This is a genomic window from Bacillus swezeyi (assembly GCF_030908325.1).
GTDB classification, from domain to species: Bacteria; Bacillota; Bacilli; order Bacillales; family Bacillaceae; genus Bacillus; species Bacillus swezeyi.
This window is the reverse complement of the sequence record NZ_CP133085.1, coordinates 1,630,131-1,654,426: the sequence shown is the minus strand read 5'-3', so window position 1 is coordinate 1,654,426 and position 24,296 is coordinate 1,630,131. Positions and strand designations below refer to the sequence as shown.

Sequence of the window (24,296 nt, the reverse complement as noted above, 5' to 3'; positions counted from 1 at the left end):
AATGCCAAAACAATTTGCGGTGCCCCGCTCTGTGGAGTGGGAAGAAACATCGGTTAAAATCTTAAATCAGCAAAAACTTCCCGAAAAGACGGAATATCTCCATTTAACAACGATGGAAGACATCTATGATGCCATTCAAACTTTAAAAGTGCGCGGGGCGCCGGCCATCGGGATCACAGCCGCGTTTGGCCTCGCCCTTTGTGCCCAAAACATCGATACGGCAGACGTGTTAGAATTCCAGCGGGAACTCAGAAAGCTCAAGGATGAATTAAATCAGGCAAGACCGACGGCCGTCAATTTATCCTGGGCTCTCAGCCGGCTGGTGAACTGTGCAGAAGGTGCAAGATCAGTGAATGAAGCAAAAACCGATCTCATCCATGAAGCGATTCAGATTCAGATTGAAGATGAGGAAACATGCCGGCAGATCGGACAAAATGCTTTGCAGCTGTTTAAATCGGGTGATAACATCATGACGATCTGCAATGCCGGTTCGATCGCGACAAGCCGATATGGCACAGCGCTGTCCCCGTTTTATCTGGCCAAAACAAAAGATCTTGACCTTCATATTTACGCCTGTGAAACAAGACCTGTACTCCAGGGTGCGCGCCTGACGGCATGGGAGCTCATGCAGGGCGGAATCGACGTCACGCTCATCACCGACAGCATGTCCGCTCATACGATGAAAGAAAAAAATATTTCCGCTGTCATTGTCGGAGCAGACCGGATCGCAAAAAACGGAGATACAGCCAATAAAATCGGAACCTACGGGTTGGCGATATTAGCCAAATCCTTTCAAATTCCGTTTTTTATTGCTGCTCCCCTGTCCACTTTTGACATCTCGATTTCATCCGGTGACGACATTCCGATTGAAGAGCGCGATCCAGATGAAGTCAGGCAGATCGCAGGGACTCAAATTGCGCCGAAAGGAGTGCCTGTGTTCAATCCCGCTTTTGACATCACCCCGAATCATCTGATCTCAGGAATCATTACAGAGAAAGGGATTATAACAGACAGATTTGAGGAAGAAATTGAAGCGCTTTTTTCCGCTAAAGCCGTTTTATAAGGACGCTTTAGCGGATTTTAATCCATTTCATGATGTCTTTTTTTTGTTCTGCTGTCAGGACATGCAGTTTGACGAACAATTCGGTGTAGCCGGCTATTTTTTGCGGGCGGCTTGATTTCATCGCTTCGTCCTCCTTTTTTACCAAGACCAACATTTTTAACTTAATAAAATTATATGTCGCTGGTGAAAAAAAAGAAACAGTGCGCTTTTATTATTTTCCTTTATAAGGAATATTTTCAATCTCAAGCAGCACCGCTTTTTTATCTGTTTCATTTCCTGCATACCCTGTCAGCGTATTGTTTTTTCCGATGACACGGTGGCACGGAATCAAAATCGGAAGCGCGTTTTTTTTGTTCGCCTGGCCGATTGCCCGAACCGCTTTAGGATTTCCGATCGCACAGGCGATATCTAAATAGCTCCGCGATTCACCGTAAGGAATGGACAGCAGCGCTTCCCACACATTCTGCTGGAATGCCGTCCCCTCTTGGTGCATCGGGAGCTTGAATGCTCTGCGCTCACCTCTGAAGTATTCTTCAAGCTGCCGCTTTGCATCTTGCAATAATGCCGTCTCCATCAGCTTGAGCCCTGAATCTTTTTCTTTCAATATCTCCAATTCTTCTTTACCGAAAAGCACATGTGTAATGTGCTCGTTTTGCTCGACGATATATGCTCGTCCAAATGGCGAGGTCACCTCAATATAAAAACTCACGATGTGATTAAGCCTCCTCCTGCTGTTGTCTGATTGGGAGCGTCAGATGAAAAGTCGTGCCTTTCCCGGCCTCACTTTCAACCTCAATTTTCCCTTTGTGCTCTTCAATAATTTTATAGCTGACCATAAGGCCAAGTCCAGTGCCCCGTTCTTTTGTGGTATAAAAAGGCTCTCCAAGCCGCTTCAATTTGTCTTCCGTCATGCCGATTCCTTCATCAGTCAGGGATACGACGATATGATCGCTGCCTTTCGGTTTGATTGACACATACACATTGCCGCCGTCAGGCATCACTTCGATCGCGTTTTTTAAAACGTTGATGAAGACCTGTTTGAGCTGATTCGGCTCACAATAAATCAGCGGAATCTGGCCGCGGCAGCTGAGGTGCATCTGCACATTGTCCAAGTTGGCTTGTGCATGCAGAAGATCCATTGTATCCTGCATGATTTTAACGACATTTTTTTCTTCATACATGATCGCCTGGGGCTTCGCGAGAATCAGAAACTCCGTAATAATCGATTCAATCCTTTTTAATTCCGATGTGATCACATTAAAATAGAGCGTGTGATCCTCCTTTATACTGCCTTTCAGCAATTGGATAAACCCTTTCAAGGCGGTCATTGGATTGCGGATTTCGTGGGCGATTCCCGCCGCAAGCTCTCCTACGACATGGAGCGTGTCCGATTTGCGCAGGCGCTCTTCCAGCTCCTTGCGTTCCGTCACATCTCTGAGCATAGCCAAATTCATATTTTGAATGATGTTTCGCTTGAACGAAAACTCCAAAATTCGTTTTTGATCAGTTAATAGAAACGGAATGTCATTGTCCATTTCTTCAAAGGAAATGGCTGCTGCAAGGGAGGCCGCATTTTCTATTCTGTAAGCGGAGATGACGTCAAGAAGGTTGGATGTTTTCAACTGTTCAAGGGGAAGGCTGAGTATCTTTCCGGCCAGAGGATTCGCATCAATAATCTCATATTGATTATTGAACAAAACAATCCCATCCATCGATCCGTTGAATACTTTTCTGAATTTCAGTTCGCTTTCCCTTAGTTCTTTCTCCATCCGTTTTCGGTCGCTGACATTTCTTAAGATGGTTAAATGCTGGCTGTCAAACATGATGCGCTTTGCAGTAAACTCAAGTTCTTTATATTGCCCGTTGCCCATGCGGAAAAGCAGCTCTTCTCTAATTTCCCCCTTTTCGCTGTACTGCTTTCGAATGAATTGATACCGTTTATCATTTTTATCAATAAAATCGGTTATTTTTTTGTTTAAAAGCTTGTCCATCGGCAGTTCAAAGATTTTGCAGGCCGTCTGGTTGGCCTTTACGACCCGTCCGTCGGTGCCCATCAGAACAATAGCGTCCATCGCATTTTCAAACACTTCCCGAAAGCGCTCTTCACTTTTAAAAAGCTGCTTCTCCATCGATCTTTTCTCAGTGATGTCCCTCATAATGGACATATAAAAACCGTTTAAAATATTCGATGTGATCGTCAGCTCAAACAGCCTGTTTTCTCCCGATCTAAGCCGCACCGGGAGCTCTCCTTTCGCCTTCCCTCTTCTAAAAAGAGCGCTCCAAATTTTATCGAGCCTGCTGCTGTTTTCAGAGGGTACGAACTGCGACAGCTTCAACTTGGAAAGCTCGTCTTTCTTGATCTCGAAGCTTTGGCAAAAAGACTGGTTTGCATCGATAAAACAGCCTTGTTTATCAAAAATGACGATCCCTTCAACCGCCCTGTGAAACAGATCTTTAAAAAGCTTTTCATTGATGGTGCGTTCGCGTTCCAGTATTTTTTTTGATGAAATATCCCTCATGACCACAAAGAAACAATCTTCTCCTATCCCTTTGCTGGCGGTGAACTCTATGTATTTGACAGAGCCGTTATCCAGCCTGATCGCGACTTCTTTTTTCGTATATCCCCGTTCTAAAAACCGGTGAATGTTTTGGTTTACTTCATCAGGCGGAATTGCGTGCAGAAAATCGAGCGCCGAGCGGTTCAGCAAATTCTTTTTGTGGCTTTGCAGGATATTGCAGGCTGCATCGTTCGCCTGAACAATTTTCATCTGCTGATCTAAAATAAAAATAGCGTCAAGCGTCCCGTTAAACATCAGTTCATACTGATGCAAATCCGCTTTTAGCTTTTCATTTTCTTTCCTTAATTGTTTCAGCTGGTTTTGCAGATTCAAGGATTCTTTCAAATCAAGAGTTTCCTCCATTTGTTACACTCCTTCTTGAAAACCTATCCCCCAATAATTCTACAAACCGGCAAATCTTCCTTCATATGTTTCAAACTTTTACAAGATTTCCGCCCATTTTACAGAAAGATGACGATCAAAAAGTTCCTTACTTTTCAATTACATCAACCTAACAATGAGGCTTAATACATAGAGAATGACCCGCTTTCTATTTTAAAATTGAATACGTGAGGCAAGACTGATGGAAGACGTCATTCGAAAAGAACATCAGCGTTTGAACGCTTCTTTAATGTAAACCGCACAAGTTTTGGACGGCCAAGTTTAAAGAAAAGGGTGATGTTATGACGAATTCTCGTGACAGCTATTTTGACAATGCAAAATTCCTGTTAATTTTCCTTGTCGTATTCGGACATATAATCCGGTCTTATATCAATGATAATGATGTGTTTCTTCATATATATAAATTTATCTATACGTTCCACATGCCTGCATTTATCCTCATATCCGGTTACTTTGCAAAAGGGTTCAACCGTCCGGGATATGTCAAAAAAATCGCATGGAAACTGATGGTTCCTTATTTGATTTTCCAAGGAATTTATACGGTTTTCTATTCCTTTATAGATGATCAAAGTCTGTCTGCTGCAAATCCGCTTGAACCGCAATGGTCGCTTTGGTTTTTATTGAGCTTGTTTTTTTGGAATCTGCTGCTGTTTCCATTTACAAGGTTTCCGGCAAAATGGGCGTTTGCAGCAAGTCTTGCCATCTCCGTTCTTGTCGGTTATATCGATGCCGTCAGCAACACGCTCAGCCTATCGCGGACTTTTGTCTTCTTCCCAGTCTTTTTGGCAGGCTATTATTTGCAAAAAGACCATTTTAAAATGCTGAAAGGCTGGAAAGGCAAACAGGTCGCTTTAGCGGTTTTAATGGCAACGTTTGTTTTCTATTTCTTCGTTGATTTTGACTATTCATGGCTGTTTGGTTCCAAACCATATTCAGAGTTTGGCGATGTCGGGATGAAAAGCGGACTGAACCGTGCAGCGCTTCTTGTTTTAACGTTTGCCTCGACCTTTGCGTTCTTGGCGCTTGTTCCTGAAAGGCAGTATTTCTTTACCCTTTGGGGAACGAGGACATTCTATGTTTATTTACTGCACGGCTTTATCATTAAAACATTCAGAAAAACCGGTGCAGAAGAATGGCTGGCTGATTATCAAAGCCTGACCCTTTTGATGACGGCAACCGCAATCTTAACCTTCTGCTTGTCAAGCGGATTTGTTAAAACGGTGGCCCAGCCGGTCATCGAATTGAAGATTACGAACTTCATACGCTGGCTCAAAAGAGGCAGCCTATATAAAGCCTATTTTAAATAAAGTCCATTCTGTCTCAAGAAAAATCCCCTTCACAGCATGAATCCGCTGCGGAGGGGATTTTCTTTAGTCTTTTTGTTTATTTTCTTTTTGATCATTAGCTTTTTTCTTTTTTTTATTCTGCTCGATCACATCAATAAACTTAAAAGCATTAACATCACCGAGTTCACCTGAAAATTCCTCTTGGAGAACTTTTTTGTTCATCGGTTTTTTATGATTTTGCCGCTCCCTGCTTTTCTGGTGCTTTTTCACTGCCGCGATTCTCCCTGTTTGCCGTTTTTCGAGTTGCGGTTGGCGCCCCTGTCTCCGTTTTCAGCATCAAACTGTGTGATATATTGATGGTCATGCATGCTTTCTGCAGGTGTCTTATTGTTAAGAGCGGCTTCATTTCTGGCAACTTTTCTTTTCATGATGACATTCCTTTCATTTGTCGTTTCATTCGATATCCTTTCCTAAAACAGACACACCACACATCCATTTACCGGAAAAAAATAAGCACCGATAAACGGCGCTTATTTTTTGAAGACATTTTTGACTTTATTGACGACGTATGAGCTGCCTCCGCGGTCTGAGACATCCTGGATCATCATCGTAATCAAAAGATCTTTGTTTTTATAGTCGTAGGCTGTGAACCAGCCGTTTTCTTTGCCTTTTTCGTCTTTTTTGGTTTTCAGCTCCGCAGTTCCCGTTTTGCCTGCGATTGAAAGACCTTTGACAACCGGTTTATATGCTGAGCCGCGCGGATCTTCAACAACGCCTCTGAGACCTTTTGTAATCGTCTCTGCTCCGTCGGCCGGGACAACGTTTTTGTGCCAGATTTCCTTCTCATCCCCATCCTTTTTGATGAGGTAAGGCTTGATCAAATCCCCGTTATTTAAAAACGGCGTATAGCTTGCGGCGAGGTGTATCGGAGACATGAGCATCTGTCCCTGGCCATAGCCAGAATCGGCCAGAAGGATCTCCGAGTCAATCCCGTCGTTTGATATCGAGGAAGCCTTGGTCGGAAACTCATAACCAAGCTTTTCTTCAAAGCCGAATGATTTCAGCCCTTCGGTAAATTTGTCGCTCCCGGTATCAAGGGCGGTCTGCGCGAAGAAGATGTTGTCTGATGTGATCAGCGCGTTTTCCAAGTTGACTTCGCTCAATTGATCGGACACCCTTGTCACTTTATAGCCGCCCCATGACGAATCTTTCTGCCATTCTTTCCCGACGATTTTTTTCGCCTCATCCGTTTTAATCGCTCCGTTTTTCAGGCCGATGGATGCGGTTATCGGCTTGATGGTTGATCCTGGTGCATACGTTTTATTAAATTTAGAAGTGAATGGCGCCTCTTTGTCTTTGTTCAGCTTTTCCCATTCTCCCTTTTTCCAGCCGAACAAAAATCCATTCGGGTCATAGGAAGGTGCGCTGACAAGCGCCAATGTTTCCCCTGTTTGCGGCTGAAGGGCCACCGCCGTGCCGGAATCATCTTTTAATTGGCTGTACAGCTCTTCCTGCTTTTTGATGTCTATCGTCGTATGGATGTCCGTTCCGTCTTTAGCATCCTTTGATGCGATCGTTGCACCTGACTCAGGTACGGAAATCGTCCAGCCGATTTCACCCCTCAGCTGCTTTTCATAAACATGTTCAAGACCGACGATCCCCATCAGCGAATGTTCACTGTAACTTCCTTTATCCTGCTTTAATTCCTCTTCTGTGATTGGCCTTATGTATCCGGTTAGATGTGCGGCCTTCTCGCCAAAAGGATAGTATCTTGATTGTGTGTCTTGTTTCAAAACGCCTGGTAAAGAAGTCGCTTTTTTGAGAAGGTCGGTATTCTCCGGCTTCACTTTTTTCAGAGGAACAAATGAATCATCTTTCACCCAGCCTGCAGACAGCTGTTTTTCAATATCTTTTTTCTCCATATCAAGCATGTTTGCAAGCTTTTTCAAAACACCGTCTTTATCATCTCCAAGCTCTCCCGGAACAACGCCGATTTCAGGCACTGTCGCATTTGTGGCGAGCGCTTTTCCATTTCGGTCGTAAATGTTGCCGCGGGCAGGCTCACTCGCTGTAATCCGGATTGTTTCTCCTTCTTTTAGCTGAGAAAAAATGAAGGACGGATTCCAGTTGATCTTCCAAGAAGTTTCACCGTCTTTTTCTTCTTTCACAAGCTTTGCTTTTCCTTCAAAAGAGACAGGTCCGGCCAAAGTGTTCATACTGACTTTATATGGTATCGTTTCCGAATCTTTTTTCTCTTTGTCTTTTCCTTCTTCATCCTCGTCGACGGCTGAAACCTTCAAATCGGAAACTCCGATCTGTTCGTAAATTGATGTATTGCGTTCGATGAAATCATCTTTAGAAATGGATTTTTGCGCTTTAGATGAAAGCTGCTCATACATCTCTTCAAAGTTTTGCTTGTTCCATTTGTCTACATATTGATCCATGCTTTCTTTTGCCGTCGGTTCGTTTGAACAAGCTCCGGCGAGCAATAGAAATCCGGCGGCCATAAACAAATGGACGATTCTCTTTTTCATCATGTTTCCCCCTTTTTTTCAAGTCCGCCATTTAAGCATTATATCATACAAATAAATACAGTGAGCGACTTTAAGATCATAAAAAAAAGACAGCCCTGTTCGACTGCCTTCCTTATCCGATAATAACTCTTTCTTTTGGATAATGGTAATTCGCTTCAATTTCTTTTCGTCCGATTAAATAAAGCAGCGTCACAATACCGATTCGTCCGATAAACATCAAAATAATAATGACGCTTTTGCCGACGGTGCTCAAATCCGGAGTAATGCCCAAGGATAATCCGGTTGTGCCAAAGGCTGAACATACTTCAAACAGCAGCTCCAGCAAGGAATGTTTTTCCGTTGCGGTGAGGACGAGCGTTGAACAAAATACGAGGATCACGGCCATCAGCGTCACGATCAAAGATTTCATTAAATCGGCCTGGTGCAGCTCTCTCTTAAAAATCTTCACCGACTTGTTCCCTCTGGCAAAGTGGAACAAGGCCAGCAGATTTAAAGCAAAGGTCGTCGTTCTGATCCCTCCTCCGACAGAGCTTGGCGACGCACCGATAAACATGAGCAGGCACATAAACAATATGGTCGCTTGCGTAAACTGGCTGATGTCCATTGTGGCAAGTCCGCCGCTCCGTGTCGTTGTCGACTGGAACAGAGAGTAAAATAAAATCTCATGCCACGATTTTCCTAAAAAAGCATAGCGGGCTTCCATGACAAATATGGCAATCGCTCCTCCAATCACCAAAAGGAAAAATGTGACTGAAGTTAATTTGGTGAACAGGCTGAAGGTGAATTTCCGTTCTCCGCTGAGCAGAAAATCCTTCACCTCGATCAGCACCGGAAAACCGATCGCTCCGAATATAAGCAGCATGATGACCATAAACTGGACAAAATAATCGTGCTGAAACGGAATCAGCGAATTGCCCGTAATATCAAAGCCGGCATTGGTCGTGGCACTGACGCTTGTAAAAAACCCGTGTATAAAGGCTTCACCGGCTGAATCAAAATACTTTAGAAAGTAAGTGCCGAGAATCAGCCCGCCAAATAGCTCGATCAAAAGAATCAGGCCGAGCACATGCTTCATCATCTTGACAAGACCTGATAGACTGGTCTGGTTTTGATCCGTCATGATAAGGCGCCGCTCTTTCAAGCCGATCCGCTTTCCAAAAATGAGCCAGACAAAGGTTCCAAGGGTCATAATGCCGATGCCGCCAAACTGAAGTACGAACGCCAAAATCCATATCCCAGCCGTGCTGAATGTATCTGCGGTATCGACAACCGTCAAGCCGGTTACGCTCACAGCGCTTACCGCAGTAAACAAAGCGTCAATAAAAGACCATTCCACATCCTTTTGATGTGCAACGGGGAGACTCAATAATATAACGGAGACTGTAACCGCCAAAAAATAATAGAGCGCAATCAGCTGCACAGGCGACAGCACGCGCAAAAGCTTTTTTAGTAAAACCTTCATAATCGTTCCTTCTTCTTTTAGTTATCACTAGCTTTCAAACATCGTCTTCTGTATAACGTGTTCCATTTTAAAGGAATCATCCTCTGATGTACAGGCGGTTTTGTATTTTTAAATTAAAAAAGATAAACCCCCTTTTTATAGGGGGTTTCCGACCATTTTATTTAGCTTCAAGACGACGGATTCTTTCATTTAAATCAGGGTGTGTAGAGAAAAGCGATGTATGCTTTTTGCCGTTGATTTTTAATGTCGCGACAGAAGCCTGCTCTTCTTTGATTCTTGACGTATACTGCTCAAGAGAACGGAGTGCGTGAATCATCTTATCCTTGCCGGCAAGGTCTGCTCCGCCTCTGTCAGCATGATATTCGCGGTGCCGCGAATATGCGAAAACGACAAGGCTGCCAAGGATGGAGAATACGATTTGGAAAACAATAACCGCAATAAAATGAACGATCGGGGCCAGCTCTTCGCGGACAACCCGTGAAACCGCCCAAGCGGCAATGCGTGCGAAGAAAACGACAAATGTATTGACAATTCCCTGGAGCAATGTCATCGTGACCATATCTCCGTTTGCGATATGTGCCACTTCATGGGCAAGCACGCCTTCAACAGCAGCATCATCCATCTCCTGGAGAAGACCGGTAGAGACTGCGACCAGTGAGCGTTTTTTCGACGGCCCTGTCGCAAATGCGTTCACTTCACGGGAATTGTAAATCCCGACTTCAGGCATTTTCGTGAGACCGGCAGCACGCGACAATTTATGAACGCGGTCAACCAATTGCTGTTCTTCATAGCTGAGCGTTTGTTTCTCCGGGTTCAGCACCTGAACGCCCATCGCCATTTTTGCCATCCATCTTGACATCAAGAGCGACATAAAGGAGCCGACAAAACCGACAACCGCACTGAAGACGAGAAGCGCTCCTATATTGATGCCGCCGTCAGAGGTGAAATACGTCCCGACGCCCGTTAAAGAACCGATAATCGACAAGACAATTCCGATGGTCGTAATGACTAAGATGTTCGATAAAAGAAAGAGAAGGATTCTTTTTCCCATAATAACCTCCATGTTATAATAAGATCAAATGAACTCATATAATAAAATTATAAGTCATTGATTTGAAAATGCAAGTGATAAGCCGTAAGATATAGTTTATAATATTTGCTATTTCATTTTCAATGCATAACGAGGTGTAATATGAAACCTTTTAAACTGACTCGCCTGGAAATGGCCGAACTGATGTATGCTTTAAAAGGACAGCTTGATATCAGTCCGCTGACAATCCTGCTGAGATCAGCCAATGTGTCGAGCAATGAAGCGGAAAACGATCTCGACATTCCCGAATTCATCAGCCGGTATGAACGAAAAAAACAAAAAACGGAACATGGACTTTCCACAAATGAAATTGTTGAGCTCGGCAATTTATGCGAACTGACTTCTTTAAAGTCAACGGCCATCCAAAATTGGATCAAACGCGATATTAAAGATTTGATGGGGCATCCGGAGCTCGGCAAAAAATATTCCATTGACCAAGCCGTTATCCTTCTTATTGTACGAGATTTAAAATCGGTTTATGACTTTGAAACGATTCGCCCTATTTTAAAAACGGTATTTAATACGATAACAGACCGTTCTGACGACGTTGTCAGCCCGCTCCGTTTTTATGAAGGTTATGCACAGGTGCTTGATCATGTATATCGGATCAAAGATTATACGCTCAAAGAATCGGCGCTGGAAACGATCGTCATTGAGCAGACCGAACAGCTTCGGACATTTTATAAAGAGCTTGCCGATCCTGAATGGAAAAAAGCAAGAGACATCACAGCTGTCACTGTGCTGTCCGTTATCGCCTCGCATATACAGACAACGGCTCAGGCTATGATCGATAACGTATTCAGCAAATATGACATGAAATAATTTTCGTTTTATGACACGCCCGGCTTATATTAAGCCGGGCGCTCTTTATACGAGCTTCAACAATTGCCAGCATAAAAATCTTCTGTCCATTTCAAACTAAACAAGCAGTACATTAGAGAAAAAGGAGTTGAGAATACATGACAAGAACAAACAAACTGGTTGTTCCTGGGGCTGAGCAGGCATTAGACCAATTCAAACTCGAAATTGCTCAAGAATTCGGCGTCCAGCTCGGATCAGATTCAGTCGCTCGCTCGAATGGATCTGTAGGCGGGGAAATGACAAAACGTCTTGTACAGCAGGCACAAGCACAGATGAATGGACAGACTGACAAATAGATGGATTCTGAATTATTCGCCGGGACTGCTCGGCGGATATTCTTGATTTAAGTGTTCAGATGGCTTTTTCTCCTTTTGAAAAGGAGATTTTTTTTGATGTTCGGCATCGGAACCGCTTTGTTTCCCTTCATCGGTCTGCTGACTTTCCTTGTCATTTTCATTTTTTTCTTGAGGGTTTTGATTTTTGGGGGTCGTTGTCTCCTCTTCTTGCTTAGTATCCTGATCAGATTCCATCTGATCTTGATTTGAAGATTGATCGCCGTTTGGCTGATCTTTTGTATCGGATTCTTCGTTATCCGTATTTTCTTGCGGCTGATCTTCTTCTTTTACAGCCTTTTCTTTTTGATCCTCTTCTGTGTCTTCATTTTGATCGTCTTTGTTATCTTCTTTTTCATCATCCGGGGTTTGATCTTCCAATTCATTTTCATGCGTGCGGATATAACGGCCTGTTGACATTCCTTCCTTCTGCGCCTTTGCACGCGTATCCATGTCTGATTCCACCGATTTCAATTTGTAATCCCGTTTTTCATACCTTTTCTTTACATCATCAATTTCACTTTTTACCGTTGATTTATATGTATCATCGTCGTTATTTTCATAAACCGTAGCAATCAAAACTTCTTTTGAATTTTTGACATACCCTTGCTTGTCGCTGTCTTCCACGATTTCGCTGATCACTTCTTTAATGTCTGAATTCTCCCAATTTTCTATACTGTCCAGCAAGTCTTTTCCATCCTGATTCAGCGGAACCAAATCGACGACTTCGCAATTTTTGTTGAGCGTCAATTCAAAGCTGGGATTGATGTCTATCGTCATATAAGCATATGCTTTGTTGTTAAAAACATCAGGAATGATCATAAAAGCGAACAGCATGATCGCTGCGATTGAAATTACGCCGGCTTTCAGCGGACGGAGCGAAAGCAGATCAAAAAAACCCGCGCGCCTTCTTGCCATTCTGGTCTCCGCAGGAAAGGCAATCTCCTGACCGATTTCATAATCTTCCTCTGTGTTTTTGGTTTTTAAAAATTGTCCGTCAGGGGTAAGCAATGTGACGAATTTTTTATTTTTTTCTACAATAATCCCTCTTCTCATGAGTTGAGCACCCCTTTTAGATAATCTTTAAGGTATACATAATCACCCGTTATAATAATGACCATAGCGATGATATATTTGCGGTTTCTCTCTACCGTCTTTCTGCTTACAGCCACTAGTTTCTCAAGCTGTTTCACAGGCAGCTGCTTCTTTTGAAAGAGAATTTCTTTTAATTCTTCATGTTCGACAAGCGTATACGCCACCTTAATGGCATTTTGCCTGGCGTCTATATGCTTAGGAGAATGCTCCAGCAAATCAGAAAAAGATAGGCCGAAGCTTTTCAGACTGTCTTTAAAATGGAAAATCTCCTCCCGCCTCTGTTCCTGTTCAAGCTGGCGGTTGAATTCGTGAATGGAAAGTTCCGCTTCAATCATGCTTTGAGATGATTCCTGCTCTTCCCCTTCTTGTAAATCCATATTGATATTTTGGGCGTTTCTTGCTTCTTTTCTTATATAGTCAATCACTTTGCGTTTAATAATCAGTTCTGCAAATGCAAGCAGAGAATTTCCTTTTTCGGAAGAATATTTTTCAATGGCTTCATTAAACGCAATCAAGCCGATGCTGAATTCGTCATCTTTTTCATCAATATATCGTTTGCACACAGATGAAACCGTTTTAGCCACAAAAGGCTTATATTGCTCTATAAGCTCGTTTTGCAACTGCTGATTTCCTTTTTGTATGCTGATTACAGACTCTTCTAATGTCGGTTTCTTTTTTCCTGTCTTAAACAAAAGGCTAAGCACTGGTTTCACCTCAGTTCCTCCCTATACTACTCATTTATGATAGCTAATTTGATAGGGATTCGCAAAGGAGAAAACAAGGAATTCATTTCTAATTTTTCAATTATGACATTGATTTGTTTTATCTTCTAGAACAATTCGTTGTTTCCCTGATGATTAAGGGGGTTTTCCTGCTGTTTTTGTAACATCTCTGTTATTAAAATGAAATGTTATTTCGTTTTATATCGACAAAAGCCGGCAAATGTCCGCATAAAAAAACCGCCGGCAACGCCGGCAGCTTGGGTGGGCCCTATTCTTGCGCAGCCCCTTTTTCTTGTTTTTTCGGATTTGTCATGAACCATCCGCCGAGTGCGATGGCAATCAGCACCGCCCAGAAGATGAACTTCCATGTGCCTGAATGAATAAAATGTTCAGATACGATATGAATTTGCGGGTGTGCAAGCGTGTAGAGCGTCAGTTTGACACCGACCCAGCCGACAATGATGAAAGCCGCTGTTTCCAGGCTCGGACGTTTCTTCAGCAAATTCACAAAAGCACTTGCAGCAAAACGCATAATAATAAGGCCAATGATGCCGCCGGCTAAGATGACCAGAAACTGACCGCCGTCAATCCCTCCGATCTGCGGCATGTTTGTCGCAGGGAGTGTAACAGCAAGCGCCACAGCTGCTAAAATGGAGTCAACCGCAAAGGCGATATCCGCCAATTCCACTTTAATAACAGTCGGCCAAAAACCGCTTTTCTTTGTTTCTTTGACTTTTTCGTCTTTTTTCAGAACATGGGTTTTTAAAATATGATGGATTGAAATGTAAAGCAGATAGAGCGCTCCAATCGCTTGTACCTGCCAGACGTTGACAAGGAAAGAGATCGCAAACAGGGCTCCGAACCTCATCACAAACGCGCCGGCCAATCCGTAGAAGAGCGCTTTTTTTCTTTCTTTCTCAGGCAAGTGTTTAACCATGACCGCCATGACGAGTGCATTGTCCGCAGCCAAAATGCCTTCCAGCCCGACTAAAATGAGAAGAACCCAACCATATTCAAGTAACAATGCTGCATCCATTTTATAACTCCTCCTATGTGATTGTCTCTTTCTCTTATTCCCGCTAATGCGGCAGGGTATTTTCAGAAAGCAAAAAAGACCTCTGCCAACATTAGGCAAAGGTCTTGCTAGACATGGTTATCATTGATTAAAACATGCCAACAAAGCCGATGGATGAAAATCCATGAACTGACGACTTTGTTTCCGGATGTAAATCCGGACGCTACTCCCCTTTGGGATAAAAGAAAATATTGAATTATAAGATAATATTAACCTCCGGGCCGTCAGCTGTCAATCCTTATTTTTATTTAAAAAGGACGAAACGCTTTGCGCTTTCATCTTGCTTCGCCTGTTTTTCAGAAAGAGATACAAAACAAACAAGACGACAATTCCGATCCCGATCGGAAGAAGGTACCTGTCCAGAAGGCTTCCGACCGCGCTCCAATTTTCACCGAGGTAAAAGCCTAAATAGACGTAAACAAACGTAATCGGTGTAATGGCCAGAAATGTATAAATGCAAAATACCCACACATTCATCTTTGCGATCCCGCAGGGAATCGAAATCAGCGTTCTGATTCCTGGGATAAACCGGCCGCTGAACGCAACAAAACCGCCATGTTTTTCAAAAAAGCGGTCCGACTTCTCAAGCGCTTCAGGCTTGAGAAAAAAATACTTGCCGTACCGTTCTAAAAACGGCCGCCCCCCATATCTGCCCAGCCAATAAAGCGTCAGCGGTCCGACAACACCGCCCACAGAACCCGCCGCGACGACTCCCAAAAGGGACATGTCACCTTGATACACCCAGTACCCCGCAAGCGGAAGAACGATTTCAGCCGGCACGAATTCTATACATAGCGCGAGAAAAATGCCAAAATACGAGAGACTTTTAAACGCCTCTGCCATTGATAAAATAAACGCTTCGATATCGATCACAACCTTTAACGATTGATAATTTCAAGTTCTAAAGAACGTACAAAAATAATTTTAACACATTTCGAGAAAATTGAAGAGAAAAACGGTAAAGGCCCTTCTTAAAAAACAGCAGGAGAACATTGCTCATTGGCGAATATCATGATATGTAGTATAATTCACAAACTATACCGCTATTTTTCAGCGCTATTGCCGCTTTTTCATCAAATGGTTCGTTGCACGGCAGTCAAGCCTTTAACAGCAAAGTACATATGATTTAAATTCGACATCCTCAGTAAAAAGGCGGAGAAAAAAGTGACAGAAGTTATTGGCGAATATAATAAATGGCTGATTATATTATCCTATATCACTGCGGTTTTGGCAGCTTACACGGCCCTCGACCTATCCGAACGGGTCGTTCACACAAAAGGATGGAAAAACAAAGGATGGCTGTTCACAGGCTCACTGACAATGGGCCTTGGCATTTGGTCCATGCATTTTATCGGCATGATGTCATTTCACACGGCGGCGGAAATGACATACGATTTAGCATTCGTCTTGCTGTCGATCATCGCCGCTTTTAGCGGATCACTCATTTCCTTTTATATCGTAAACAGGCAGAGCCTTTCCAACCGGAGGCTTTTGGCCGGTTCTTTTGCTATGGGCAGCGCCATCGCCTCCATGCATTTTATCGGCATGGAGGCGATGGAATCCATATCAATCGTTTACAACCCCGTTCTTTACGGCGCGTCTTTCGCGATTGCCATTACAGCATCCTTCGCCGCCTTGAAGCTGTCGTTTGTGCTCGCGAAAAAAACCGGTTCATCCCGGATACTATCCATAAAAATCGGCAGCGCGTTTTTAATGGGCGGCGCCATTTCTGGAATGCACTATACGGGAATGGCAGCAGCAACATTATATAAGAATGGCAGCCGGGATGCCGGCCATCCAGAAATGGATACCGTTGAGCTCGGCATCGTCATCGTGCTGATCACCCTTATGCTCCAAGGTCTCATGATTTTGGGAGCCTTTACCGACAAACGCTTGCTCATTCAAGCCGAAAAAGTCAAAGATAATGAAGAACGGTTTCAGTCCCTGATCAAGCATAATATTGATCCAATCTATGTTTTCTCCCTTGAAGGGGACATGCTTTTCGCTAATTCTTCGGGATACAGCCTCCTAAATCAAATGCGAATTGAACCAATGCAGTTTTCCTCTGTCTTGTGCCAAGAAGATCACGAAAAACTTCTCAGCTGGTTCCTTCAGGTCAAAAGCGAAAAAAAAGCAATCAACCGCGATACCCAAATCACGGCATCAAATGTACGGTTCGACTTGAATCTGACGCTCATACCGGTTTATGTCAGACAGGAGCTGGACAGTATATATGTCATCTGCAAAGATATGACGAAGCAGCGTGAAGCAGAACGGAAAATTCGCAGAATGGCGCATTATGACGCATTGACAGATCTGCCGAACAGAAGATATGCAGTCGAGCATTTGGCAAATGTGCTGAATGACAAGCATTCAGGTACAGCTGTTTTATTTTTAGATCTCAATCGTTTCAAAATCTTTAATGATGCCCTTGGCCATAACATCGGAGATCGGCTTTTGATAGAGGCTTCCAAACGGCTGGCGAAATGTGTGCCTGATCAAGGGTTTATTGCTCGTTTGGGCGGTGATGAATTTATTATCATTACACCGGCATATCAGATTGATGAGCTGTCCGAGCAATTGATCAGGCAGTTTGAATCTGTATTTCGCATTAAAGATCATCGCCTTAAAACATCTGTCAGCATCGGAATCGCGGTCTCTCCAGCCGATGGAACTGACGGCGAAGAACTCATGAAAAAAGCTGATATGGCCATGTACGCTGCAAAAGATAAAAATAGAAGCAGATATCAATATTTTTCTTCTTCAATCGGCAAACAGAGCGAGCTTTCTTTAAAAGATGAAACCGACTGAAGAGAAGTCCTGTTCAATAACGCTTATTTTACCGCAGATCAGCTGCTCTTCCGAAAAAAATGACGGGTGCCGAAGCGCTGATCCGGCTGAAAACGCCTGACGGAACACTTCTCTAAGCAGAAGAATTCATCGGCTTGACCGCAGATCCTGGCTTATGATCGGAATTGGCGACTGGCTGATTGACACAGCCTGCCGCCAGGCTACAGCGGCAGGCCGATAATCATCTCTGTCAACCCTTTCCCCCAGCTGTTTCAGACAGAACGATCGATCACAGCTTTTGAAAACAGCCTTAAAAAATACCGGCTCCCGCCCGGGCGATTGCGGCCGCAGTGACGGAGAATATTCTCATGGACCATTTGAACTGCCCGGCTGGCAAGCTTGAATTTTTGCATCAGCTCGGCATCGGCATCCGTGTCGATCATTTTGGAGCAGGCAGCGATTCAATAAGCATTCTTGAAAAGAACTAAAATTGACCAATCCTTCATTAAAAGAGATTCATACCGATTCAAAGTCTGAACAAATCGCAGCGCGATCATATCCTTGGGCTGCGGGCTTTCATTGAATATTGCAGCTAAGGAGTAGAAACCGCCATACAGGAAGAATGTGCAAAAGGTTGTAATGAATTGTCCCCTCACAGCAGCTGAAACAGAACAGCTGCTGTTTGAACGAAACGGAAAAAGCGTTCAGGTTTAACGCCTGAATGCTTTTTTTGTTGGCTGAATCCATAAGTTGCTACTCATGAAACAATCTGTATAGAGGCATCATGAAAAGAAAAGGAGTTGAACCGAACCGATGCATACGATGTGGAAAGGCTCAATCAGCTTTGGTCTTGTTAACATCCCGATTAAACTGTTTGCAGCAACAGAAGACAAAGACATTAAATTGCGGTCTCTTCATAAAGAATGCCGCTCTCCCATTCAATATGAAAAAAAATGCTCAAACTGTCATCAGGAAGTCGCTCCTGACGACATTGTCAAAGGATATGAATATGTAAAAGGCAAATATGTCGTTTTAACAGACGACGAGCTGAAGCAGCTCAAAGAAGAGCAGGAAGATAAGTCGGTTGAAATTGTTGACTTTGTGCAGCTGAAAGAAATCGATCCCATATATTTTAACCGCTCTTATTTCGTCGGACCCGGAGATAACGGGGTAAAAGCATACACCCTTCTGCGCGAAGCGCTCAGAAAAACGGAAAAAATCGGGATTGCCCATATGACGATTCGTTCTAAAAAACAGCTCGCCATTCTTCGGGTATATGAAAACTGTATTTTGATGGAGTCCATCCACTACCCTGATGAAGTGCGCAATGCCGCACACGTTCCCGGTGTACCGGAAGCAACAGAGGTGAACCAAAAGGAACTGCAAACAGCCATTTCTTTGATTGATGAACTGACAACGACATTTGCCCCTGAACAATATGAGGATACGTACAGACTGGCAGTGATGGATAAAATCAAAGAAAAGATCGATCAAAATGAAGGTGTCACACCTGATGCAAATGCCGCGCCGCGCCAAGATGTCATCGATCTTGTGAGCGCTCTTCAAGCAAGCATCGAACGATCGAAAACGCCGCAAAAACAGGAGAAGAAGGCCAAAACAGCCGAGGCACAAGGAACAGTGGAGAAAAAACGGAAAACGACGCGAAAAAAAGCGACCGAGGCAAAATAAAAGATGGGACTAACGATGCAGCCCGTTCTTACAGCGGCTCCTCCTTCAGGAGGCAATTGGCGGTATGAAGCCAAATATGACGGATACCGGGCGCTTTTAAGCGTTTCCCGCACCGAGATTTCCTTGATCAGCAGAAACGGACAGCCCTTGGACAGCGTGTTTCCGGAAATAACTTCATATGTCAAAGAAAAGCTTGCCGGCCTTGAAAAACACCTCCCGATGACGCTTGACGGTGAAGTCGTATCTTTGACAAACCGTTATCGTTCAAATTTTGAATATGTTCAAAAAAGGGGCTTGACTAAAAAAGCCGACTTGATCGAGAAAGCGGCGGAACATAAACCGTGCCAATATCTAGCCTTTGATCTGCTGGCATATAAAGGGGAAAACATTTCTTCACTGCCTTATTCAGAACGGAAACAGAAGCTTTTTGAGTTGCTGAAATGCCTCGGCCTCCCCTTGGCTCCCGATCCAATTTCAACTGAACGGATTCAATATATCCCTGAAACGCGGGACTTTCACTCTCTCTGGGATTCAGTAAAAAGACTTGACGGAGAAGGAATTGTTGCGAAGAAAAAAGACAGCCGCTGGATGGAAAACAAAAAAACCGCAGAATGGCTCAAGCTTAAAAACTACAAAAAAGCCACCGTATTTATGACAGGCTATAATATGACAAACGGCTATGTTACGATAGCTGTTTTTGACCGCGGTCAAATCAAAGAAATGGGATCAGTCTCACACGGACTTGAGGAACAGGAAAGAAACGCGATTCTCGCCATCGTAAAAGAACATGGAACCGAAATAAAGACCGGCGAATATACAATCGATCCTTCCATTTGCCTGACAGTGAATTATTTGACGATCCATTATGGAACATTGCGGGAGGTTTCGTTTGAATCATTTGAATTCGATGTGGCATGGGAAGACTGCACATACACGCGGCTGCTGCTGCACTCCAGAAATGTCCACCCTGATTTGCAACTGACAAGCCTTGATAAAGTGATCTTTCCCAAAAACGGCAAAACAAAAGCCGATTATATCAGCTACTTGAATGAAATCGGCGATTTTCTGCTTCCTTTTTTAGAAAACCGGGCACTCACAGTTATTCGCTATCCCCATGGGTCCGGCGGAGAATCTTTTTTTCAAAAAAACAAACCTGATTACGCTCCCGAATTTATTACATCTATAAAAGATGGAGAGCACGACCATATCATTTGTCAAGACTACTCTGTTTTATTGTGGCTTGCCAATCAGCTGGCACTGGAATTTCATATTCCTTTTCAAACAGCTGATACAGTTCATCCGACTGAAATCGTATTTGATCTTGATCCGCCATCACAATCGGAATTTCCCCTTGCCGTCCGCGCGGCGGAGGAGCTGCGCCGATTATTTGAACAGCTGGGTCTCGCTTCTTTTCCCAAGCTGTCGGGAAATAAAGGGATTCAGATTTATATACCGATTTCAAAAAATGCGTTTACCTATGAAGACACACGTTCTTTCACAAGCTTTGCCGCATCCTATTGCGTCTCGCTTTTTCCGGATTTGTTCACAACGGAACGCCTCATTAAAAACAGGGGCGGAAAGCTTTATATTGACTATGTCCAGCATGCTCCCGGTAAAACGATCATCTGCCCCTACTCCACAAGGGGAAATGCGTTTGGCACAGTAGCCGCACCGCTGTTTTGGACTGAAGTCAACTCAAGCCTGTCTCCCGCTGATTTTACAATGGAGGCTGTCGTCCAGCGGACAAAAGAACTGGGTTGTCCTTTCGAACGCTTTTTCAGACAGCCCCAAGACAAACAGATCAAAGCTATTCTCGAACACTTAAAAGAAAGCGGCCGTTCGGTTTAGCGAAACAAAAGATGCTGGCTGTGAATTCCGGCTTTTTTCAGGAGGGCCATCAGCTGCTCCTGTTCTTCTTTTGTCAAACCTGAAAAAGCCCGCGCGATTCTTAAAGAGTGAATCGGATAAATCTCATCGAGATAAGCCCTTCCCTTCTCCGTCAAGTTCGCGTAAACAGACCGCTTATCTTTCGGGTCTTGCTCTCGTTTGATGAAACCGTTTTTTTCTAATTTGTCAATCACATACGTTACGTTCCCGCTTACAAGGAGCAGCCTGGAGCCGATTTGCTGCAGTTTTTGGGCTCCCCTTGTATACAAAAGCTCCAATACAGCAAATTCTGTCGGGTTAAAACCATGTTCCTTACTGTCCCGAATACTATGTTCAGATACGCTTTTAAAAGCCCTGGCAAAAACCTTGTACAATGACATAGCACGGAGAACTTCTTCCTCATTAAACGAAAGTCTCATATCATCTACCTCTTATACTATTTTCTTAATGAACCCAGGAAAATGAAAACCCTTACAAATACGAAAAAGTAAGGTCATTATTTTCCTATATTCTATATGTATATATTTTCGTTATACGAAAGAAAACTCCTGCTTATTTTTTTTAAGATATGAAAAAGAAGCCCGCATTTTTCAAAATGGCTTATTTTGAAAACGGGCGGGCTTTATGTTTTTGAAAAAAATAAAAATATTCGTTTCTGAGCTCTGTAATCGTCATCCTCTGTAAATGTTCCTGATGATAGACGCCAAGGGAAATCAGTTTTTTCGAATAGTGATTTCTCTCTTTTTCCAATGCGTTTTTTAATAATTTGCTCATAGCTTCTCCCTTCCTTCGTGTATCCTGTTATTCAAGAATACGACTTTTTTGTTAACTGAAAATAAAGGTCATGTAAAAATTGCACTTCTTTTCGCTCCCCTTTCCTGATTTAAGAGGATTTCTGATAAAAGCCGTTCTGCACCGCCCGCAGGAGCGGAAATGCATCCTTTCCGGCAAGCTTCATTAATGTCTCGAACAGTTCATCCCTTTTATTGTCTAACGCCACGATTTCTTTTGCGAGTGAGACAGCTTGGTGTTCCTTCATCATAAATTCCTCCTAATCTGCTCTGTTACCACAGCATACAAGACATATCTTCCCGCTGCACCTTTTCTGTAAACTTTTCTTCCGTATTTTTTTTAAAAATATTTAATTCATGTTAGATTTTCTTACAATCGCCAGGTTTTTTCTCGCATTTTCTTATATAATACAAAAAAAGTCATCTTAGGGGTGGGAAAATGACAGTCGAAGACCTTTCTTATAAAGATAAAAAGGTGATATCAATTGGCATCGTCAGCGAGCTCACAGGCTTATCAGTCAGGCAGATCCGCTATTATGAAGAACGGAAGCTGATCTATCCGCAGCGCTCTTCAAGAGGCACGCGAAAGTACTCCTTTGCCGATGTAGAACGGCTGATGGATATTGCAAACAAGCGTGAAGACGGCGTTCAGACGGCAGAAATTCTCAAGGACATGCGCAAAAAAGAACAAAGCAAAAAAAACGATCAGCAGCTGAGGAAAAAAATGCTCGAAGGGCAGCTTAACGCTCACTTTAAATACAGAAACCGCTAAAAAAACGAATCATTCCCGCCGAATGATTCGCCTCATGATTTCCTGCTGATTTGTCCGATAAAATCAATCATGATGCCTTTGTCGGGATCATCGCGAATCCGAAACGCGACCCTTCCGGACTCTCCGCTGTTTTCCATCTTGTAAGCGGCATGAAAAACGTGGATGCTTGCTTCAGATATTTGAAAATCATCGGCGTTAAGTCCGGAAATCCCCCATTTTTGCTTTTCTTTAAGGATCGTTTCCGGAGAAGGAACAGCTCCCTCAACGTACAACCGCTTCATTTCAGACAGGTCTTCCTCCAATATGGCCTCCAGCATGTTTTCAACGGCGGCCAGCCGCCGGTCTTTCCCCTCATCCTCATTCTGGCACCCGGTGATCACCGTAAAAGCCAAACATATCACAATCGCTGCTATCCTTTGCATGCCTCAACCTCCCTGATCTCTGCCTAAAATATATAAACTTTCAGGGCGTCTGGCAAGCAAAAACCCTCCTTTATGAGGAGGGCGGCTGCTTTATAATGCATGAATAAAAGCAGTTGCAATACCGAAGTAGATCAAAAGAGACAGGATGTCATTTAAGGTTGTGATCAGCGGTCCTGAAGCGATCGCTGGGTCGACATTGCATTTGTGGAGAATAATCGGGACGACCGTGCCAGCCATCGTTCCGATGATCAGCGTGGCAAAAAGCGAAGTTCCTACCACAAATCCTAGCAGCAAATTCCCCTGCCAGACAACCGCGATTCCCGTAATCACCACCGCACACACCAGGCCGATAATGATGCCGGCTCTCAGCTCGCGGAAAATCAGACGAAAAATCGTTTTTTTGTTCAGTTCTTCTTTTGAAAGGCCTCTGATGACAACGGCTAAAGACTGGGTTCCTGTATTCCCTGTCATCCCGGCGATCATCGGCATAAAGAAGGCCAGTGCGACGACCCGCTGCAGCGTGTCTTCAAAATAGCTCATGATGCTTCCGGAGATCAAACCGATAAACAGAAGCAATATCAGCCAAGGCAGGCGCCGGTATGCGGCGACAAACGATTTTGTATCAAACGTGATCGCTTTACCTGAAGCTGCGAACTTTTCATAGTCTTCATTCGCTTCTTGGATAACGATGTCGATGATGTCATCCACCGTTACGATTCCGACAAGCTCGTGGTTTTTTTCCACCACGGGAATTGCCAGAAAATCATATCGTTCAATAAGCCTTGCGACCTCTTCCTGATCTTGGAGCGCCTCTGCCGAAATGACTCTCGTAAACATGAGATCCTGAACCTTTTCATCAGGTTCAGCTAAAATCAAATCGCGGTAGGATAAAACGCCGACGAGCTGTTTGTTCTCATTGATAACGTACAAATAGTTGATCGATTCGGCGATTTCGGCGAAGCTTTTCAGCTTTACAACGGCTTCTTTGACCGTATAATGTTGCGGAATCCACACATAGCGGTTTGTCATGATTCTTCCCGCCGTTTCCGGCGGATAATTCATCAGCACGCGGACCGCTTCTGATTCTTCCGCTTCCATGCTTGAAAGAAGCTGATCTTTGAGCTTCGGATCCATCTCCTCTAAGAGGGCGGCAAGATCGTCATTGTCCATCTTGTTCATCACATGGATCGCTTTTTCTTTGCCGACTTTGTTTAAAACGGACAGCTGCTCCTCTTTATCAAGCTCACCCATTAAATCGGTGATGTCTTCAACTGTTAAAAAAGACAGATACCGTCCGCGGTGCTTTTCAGGCATTTCCTTGAACAAAATTGCCATATCATACGGCTGCAGTTCTTCTAAAACGCTTTGAAACTCTTTTCGTTTTCCATCTCTAAGCAAAATAATAATTCGTAAAATCAGTTCATCATATGTCATGTTTTGTACCATGGCAATCTGTACCTCCTTT

The 24,296-nt window shown here is 43.7% G+C and carries 25 protein-coding genes and 1 riboswitch; of the genes, 8 read left to right on the top strand and 17 right to left on the bottom strand.

Annotated elements, in window-relative coordinates:
- Position 1 precedes the first annotated feature (1 nt).
- Positions 2 to 1,063 (top strand): S-methyl-5-thioribose-1-phosphate isomerase, encoded by a 1,062-nt coding sequence (gene mtnA / locus RBH91_RS08195; RefSeq protein ID WP_307894121.1) that lies wholly within the window; start codon positions 2 to 4, stop codon positions 1,061 to 1,063.
- Positions 1,064 to 1,070: 7 nt separating this feature from the next.
- On the opposite strand, the gene RBH91_RS08190 is transcribed toward mtnA, so the two are convergent.
- From RBH91_RS08190 to RBH91_RS08180, 3 genes are all read right to left on the bottom strand, one after another.
- Positions 1,071 to 1,184: a hypothetical protein gene (locus RBH91_RS08190; protein ID WP_223831590.1), complete on the bottom strand. Its 114-nt coding sequence runs from the start codon at positions 1,182 to 1,184 to the stop codon at positions 1,071 to 1,073.
- Positions 1,185 to 1,274: 90 nt separating this feature from the next.
- Entirely contained in the window at positions 1,275 to 1,772 is a 498-nt protein-coding gene (locus RBH91_RS08185) for a methylated-DNA--[protein]-cysteine S-methyltransferase (RefSeq protein ID WP_307894120.1), read from the bottom strand.
- A gap of 7 nt (positions 1,773 to 1,779) precedes the next feature.
- Complete coding sequence (locus tag RBH91_RS08180; protein WP_307894119.1) at positions 1,780 to 3,984, bottom strand: PAS domain S-box protein; 2,205 nt, start codon at positions 3,982 to 3,984, stop codon at positions 1,780 to 1,782.
- Positions 3,985 to 4,304: 320 nt separating this feature from the next.
- Here RBH91_RS08180 and RBH91_RS08175 point away from each other — a divergent pair, with 320 nt between their 5' ends.
- Entirely contained in the window at positions 4,305 to 5,330 is a 1,026-nt protein-coding gene (locus tag RBH91_RS08175) for an acyltransferase family protein (protein WP_076797434.1), read from the top strand.
- Between the two features lie 63 nt (positions 5,331 to 5,393).
- On the opposite strand, the gene RBH91_RS08170 is transcribed toward RBH91_RS08175, so the two are convergent.
- From RBH91_RS08170 to htpX, 5 genes are all read right to left on the bottom strand, one after another.
- Positions 5,394 to 5,579 (bottom strand): hypothetical protein, encoded by a 186-nt coding sequence (locus RBH91_RS08170; protein ID WP_307894118.1) that lies wholly within the window; start codon positions 5,577 to 5,579, stop codon positions 5,394 to 5,396.
- Positions 5,576 to 5,737: a protein YkzP gene (locus tag RBH91_RS08165; protein WP_164470268.1), complete on the bottom strand. Its 162-nt coding sequence runs from the start codon at positions 5,735 to 5,737 to the stop codon at positions 5,576 to 5,578. Before RBH91_RS08165 ends, RBH91_RS08170 begins: the two co-directional genes overlap by 4 nt.
- A 102-nt stretch (positions 5,738 to 5,839) precedes the next feature.
- Entirely contained in the window at positions 5,840 to 7,843 is a 2,004-nt protein-coding gene (locus RBH91_RS08160; protein WP_307894117.1) for a penicillin-binding transpeptidase domain-containing protein, read from the bottom strand.
- A 112-nt stretch (positions 7,844 to 7,955) separates the two neighbouring features.
- On the bottom strand, positions 7,956 to 9,305 hold the full coding sequence (locus RBH91_RS08155) for a TrkH family potassium uptake protein (protein WP_307894116.1): 1,350 nt from the start codon (positions 9,303 to 9,305) through the stop codon (positions 7,956 to 7,958).
- A gap of 157 nt (positions 9,306 to 9,462) precedes the next feature.
- Positions 9,463 to 10,356: a protease HtpX gene (gene htpX / locus RBH91_RS08150; protein WP_076763677.1), complete on the bottom strand. Its 894-nt coding sequence runs from the start codon at positions 10,354 to 10,356 to the stop codon at positions 9,463 to 9,465.
- A gap of 141 nt (positions 10,357 to 10,497) precedes the next feature.
- On the opposite strand from htpX, the gene RBH91_RS08145 reads away from it, so the two are divergent.
- Entirely contained in the window at positions 10,498 to 11,217 is a 720-nt protein-coding gene (locus RBH91_RS08145) for a DUF1836 domain-containing protein (protein ID WP_307894115.1), read from the top strand.
- A gap of 137 nt (positions 11,218 to 11,354) precedes the next feature.
- Entirely contained in the window at positions 11,355 to 11,552 is a 198-nt protein-coding gene (locus tag RBH91_RS08140; protein WP_076764108.1) for an alpha/beta-type small acid-soluble spore protein, read from the top strand.
- 12 nt (positions 11,553 to 11,564) lie between these two features.
- Here RBH91_RS08140 and RBH91_RS08135 read toward each other — a convergent pair whose 3' ends face one another.
- From RBH91_RS08135 to RBH91_RS08120, 4 genes are all read right to left on the bottom strand, one after another.
- Positions 11,565 to 12,644: an anti-sigma factor domain-containing protein gene (locus tag RBH91_RS08135; protein ID WP_307894114.1), complete on the bottom strand. Its 1,080-nt coding sequence runs from the start codon at positions 12,642 to 12,644 to the stop codon at positions 11,565 to 11,567.
- Positions 12,641 to 13,396, bottom strand: a complete 756-nt coding sequence (gene sigI, locus RBH91_RS08130; protein ID WP_076764103.1) for an RNA polymerase sigma factor SigI — start codon at positions 13,394 to 13,396, stop codon at positions 12,641 to 12,643. The genes RBH91_RS08135 and sigI overlap by 4 nt, the downstream gene beginning before the upstream one ends.
- 277 nt (positions 13,397 to 13,673) lie before the next feature.
- Positions 13,674 to 14,441 (bottom strand): TerC family protein, encoded by a 768-nt coding sequence (locus RBH91_RS08125; RefSeq protein ID WP_076764100.1) that lies wholly within the window; start codon positions 14,439 to 14,441, stop codon positions 13,674 to 13,676.
- A gap of 50 nt (positions 14,442 to 14,491) precedes the next feature.
- A riboswitch (yybP-ykoY riboswitch) is annotated at positions 14,492 to 14,664 on the bottom strand.
- A gap of 47 nt (positions 14,665 to 14,711) precedes the next feature.
- The gene (locus tag RBH91_RS08120) at positions 14,712 to 15,353 is read right to left on the bottom strand and encodes a DedA family protein (protein ID WP_307894113.1); all 642 of its coding nucleotides are present in this window, start codon (positions 15,351 to 15,353) and stop codon (positions 14,712 to 14,714) included.
- 291 nt (positions 15,354 to 15,644) lie between these two features.
- Here RBH91_RS08120 and RBH91_RS08115 point away from each other — a divergent pair, with 291 nt between their 5' ends.
- The 3 genes from RBH91_RS08115 (at position 15,645) to RBH91_RS08105 (ending at position 20,807) form a co-directional block, all read left to right on the top strand.
- Positions 15,645 to 17,291, top strand: a complete 1,647-nt coding sequence (locus RBH91_RS08115) for a diguanylate cyclase domain-containing protein (protein WP_307894112.1) — start codon at positions 15,645 to 15,647, stop codon at positions 17,289 to 17,291.
- A gap of 792 nt (positions 17,292 to 18,083) precedes the next feature.
- Positions 18,084 to 18,959, top strand: coding sequence for a non-homologous end joining protein Ku (ku, locus tag RBH91_RS08110; RefSeq protein WP_307894111.1), 876 nt, complete (start codon positions 18,084 to 18,086; stop codon positions 18,957 to 18,959).
- 3 nt (positions 18,960 to 18,962) lie between these two features.
- Positions 18,963 to 20,807 carry a DNA ligase D gene (locus RBH91_RS08105; RefSeq protein WP_307894110.1) on the top strand — a complete coding sequence of 615 codons (1,845 nt, stop codon included), beginning with the start codon at positions 18,963 to 18,965 and terminating at the stop codon, positions 20,805 to 20,807.
- On the opposite strand, the gene RBH91_RS08100 is transcribed toward RBH91_RS08105, so the two are convergent.
- From RBH91_RS08100 to RBH91_RS08090, 3 genes are all read right to left on the bottom strand, one after another.
- Positions 20,804 to 21,265 (bottom strand): MarR family winged helix-turn-helix transcriptional regulator, encoded by a 462-nt coding sequence (locus tag RBH91_RS08100; RefSeq protein ID WP_307894109.1) that lies wholly within the window; start codon positions 21,263 to 21,265, stop codon positions 20,804 to 20,806. The two genes, RBH91_RS08105 and RBH91_RS08100, sit on opposite strands and share 4 nt — an antisense overlap.
- Before the next feature lie 181 nt (positions 21,266 to 21,446).
- The gene (gene fbpA / locus RBH91_RS08095; protein WP_076762357.1) at positions 21,447 to 21,620 is read right to left on the bottom strand and encodes a Fur-regulated basic protein FbpA; all 174 of its coding nucleotides are present in this window, start codon (positions 21,618 to 21,620) and stop codon (positions 21,447 to 21,449) included.
- A gap of 109 nt (positions 21,621 to 21,729) precedes the next feature.
- Positions 21,730 to 21,885 (bottom strand): hypothetical protein, encoded by a 156-nt coding sequence (locus tag RBH91_RS08090; RefSeq protein ID WP_094777347.1) that lies wholly within the window; start codon positions 21,883 to 21,885, stop codon positions 21,730 to 21,732.
- A gap of 191 nt (positions 21,886 to 22,076) precedes the next feature.
- Between RBH91_RS08090 and RBH91_RS08085 the strand changes: the two genes are divergently transcribed.
- Positions 22,077 to 22,409, top strand: coding sequence for a MerR family transcriptional regulator (locus RBH91_RS08085; protein ID WP_076762356.1), 333 nt, complete (start codon positions 22,077 to 22,079; stop codon positions 22,407 to 22,409).
- 32 nt (positions 22,410 to 22,441) lie between these two features.
- Here the strand turns inward: RBH91_RS08085 and RBH91_RS08080 are convergent, their stop codons facing one another.
- Both RBH91_RS08080 and mgtE read right to left on the bottom strand, forming a co-directional pair.
- The gene (locus RBH91_RS08080; RefSeq protein ID WP_307894108.1) at positions 22,442 to 22,831 is read right to left on the bottom strand and encodes a hypothetical protein; all 390 of its coding nucleotides are present in this window, start codon (positions 22,829 to 22,831) and stop codon (positions 22,442 to 22,444) included.
- 90 nt (positions 22,832 to 22,921) lie between these two features.
- Positions 22,922 to 24,277 (bottom strand): magnesium transporter, encoded by a 1,356-nt coding sequence (mgtE, locus tag RBH91_RS08075; protein ID WP_076762354.1) that lies wholly within the window; start codon positions 24,275 to 24,277, stop codon positions 22,922 to 22,924.
- Between the last annotated feature and the right edge of the window lie 19 nt (positions 24,278 to 24,296).

Coding starts and splice junctions, on each gene's coding strand:
- mtnA (WP_307894121.1), top strand. CDS start 2: ATGCCAAAACAATTTGCGGTGCCCCGCTCTGTGGAGTGGGAAGAAACA.
- RBH91_RS08190 (WP_223831590.1), bottom strand. CDS start 1,184: ATGAAATCAAGCCGCCCGCAAAAAATAGCCGGCTACACCGAATTGTTC.
- RBH91_RS08180 (WP_307894119.1), bottom strand. CDS start 3,984: ATGGAGGAAACTCTTGATTTGAAAGAATCCTTGAATCTGCAAAACCAG.
- RBH91_RS08175 (WP_076797434.1), top strand. CDS start 4,305: ATGACGAATTCTCGTGACAGCTATTTTGACAATGCAAAATTCCTGTTA.
- RBH91_RS08165 (WP_164470268.1), bottom strand. CDS start 5,737: ATGAAAAGAAAAGTTGCCAGAAATGAAGCCGCTCTTAACAATAAGACA.
- RBH91_RS08160 (WP_307894117.1), bottom strand. CDS start 7,843: ATGAAAAAGAGAATCGTCCATTTGTTTATGGCCGCCGGATTTCTATTG.
- RBH91_RS08155 (WP_307894116.1), bottom strand. CDS start 9,305: ATGAAGGTTTTACTAAAAAAGCTTTTGCGCGTGCTGTCGCCTGTGCAG.
- htpX (WP_076763677.1), bottom strand. CDS start 10,356: ATGGGAAAAAGAATCCTTCTCTTTCTTTTATCGAACATCTTAGTCATT.
- RBH91_RS08145 (WP_307894115.1), top strand. CDS start 10,498: ATGAAACCTTTTAAACTGACTCGCCTGGAAATGGCCGAACTGATGTAT.
- RBH91_RS08140 (WP_076764108.1), top strand. CDS start 11,355: ATGACAAGAACAAACAAACTGGTTGTTCCTGGGGCTGAGCAGGCATTA.
- RBH91_RS08135 (WP_307894114.1), bottom strand. CDS start 12,644: ATGAGAAGAGGGATTATTGTAGAAAAAAATAAAAAATTCGTCACATTG.
- RBH91_RS08125 (WP_076764100.1), bottom strand. CDS start 14,441: ATGGATGCAGCATTGTTACTTGAATATGGTTGGGTTCTTCTCATTTTA.
- ku (WP_307894111.1), top strand. CDS start 18,084: ATGCATACGATGTGGAAAGGCTCAATCAGCTTTGGTCTTGTTAACATC.
- RBH91_RS08105 (WP_307894110.1), top strand. CDS start 18,963: ATGGGACTAACGATGCAGCCCGTTCTTACAGCGGCTCCTCCTTCAGGA.
- RBH91_RS08100 (WP_307894109.1), bottom strand. CDS start 21,265: ATGAGACTTTCGTTTAATGAGGAAGAAGTTCTCCGTGCTATGTCATTG.
- fbpA (WP_076762357.1), bottom strand. CDS start 21,620: ATGAGCAAATTATTAAAAAACGCATTGGAAAAAGAGAGAAATCACTAT.
- RBH91_RS08090 (WP_094777347.1), bottom strand. CDS start 21,885: ATGAAGGAACACCAAGCTGTCTCACTCGCAAAAGAAATCGTGGCGTTA.
- RBH91_RS08085 (WP_076762356.1), top strand. CDS start 22,077: ATGACAGTCGAAGACCTTTCTTATAAAGATAAAAAGGTGATATCAATT.
- RBH91_RS08080 (WP_307894108.1), bottom strand. CDS start 22,831: ATGCAAAGGATAGCAGCGATTGTGATATGTTTGGCTTTTACGGTGATC.
- mgtE (WP_076762354.1), bottom strand. CDS start 24,277: ATGGTACAAAACATGACATATGATGAACTGATTTTACGAATTATTATT.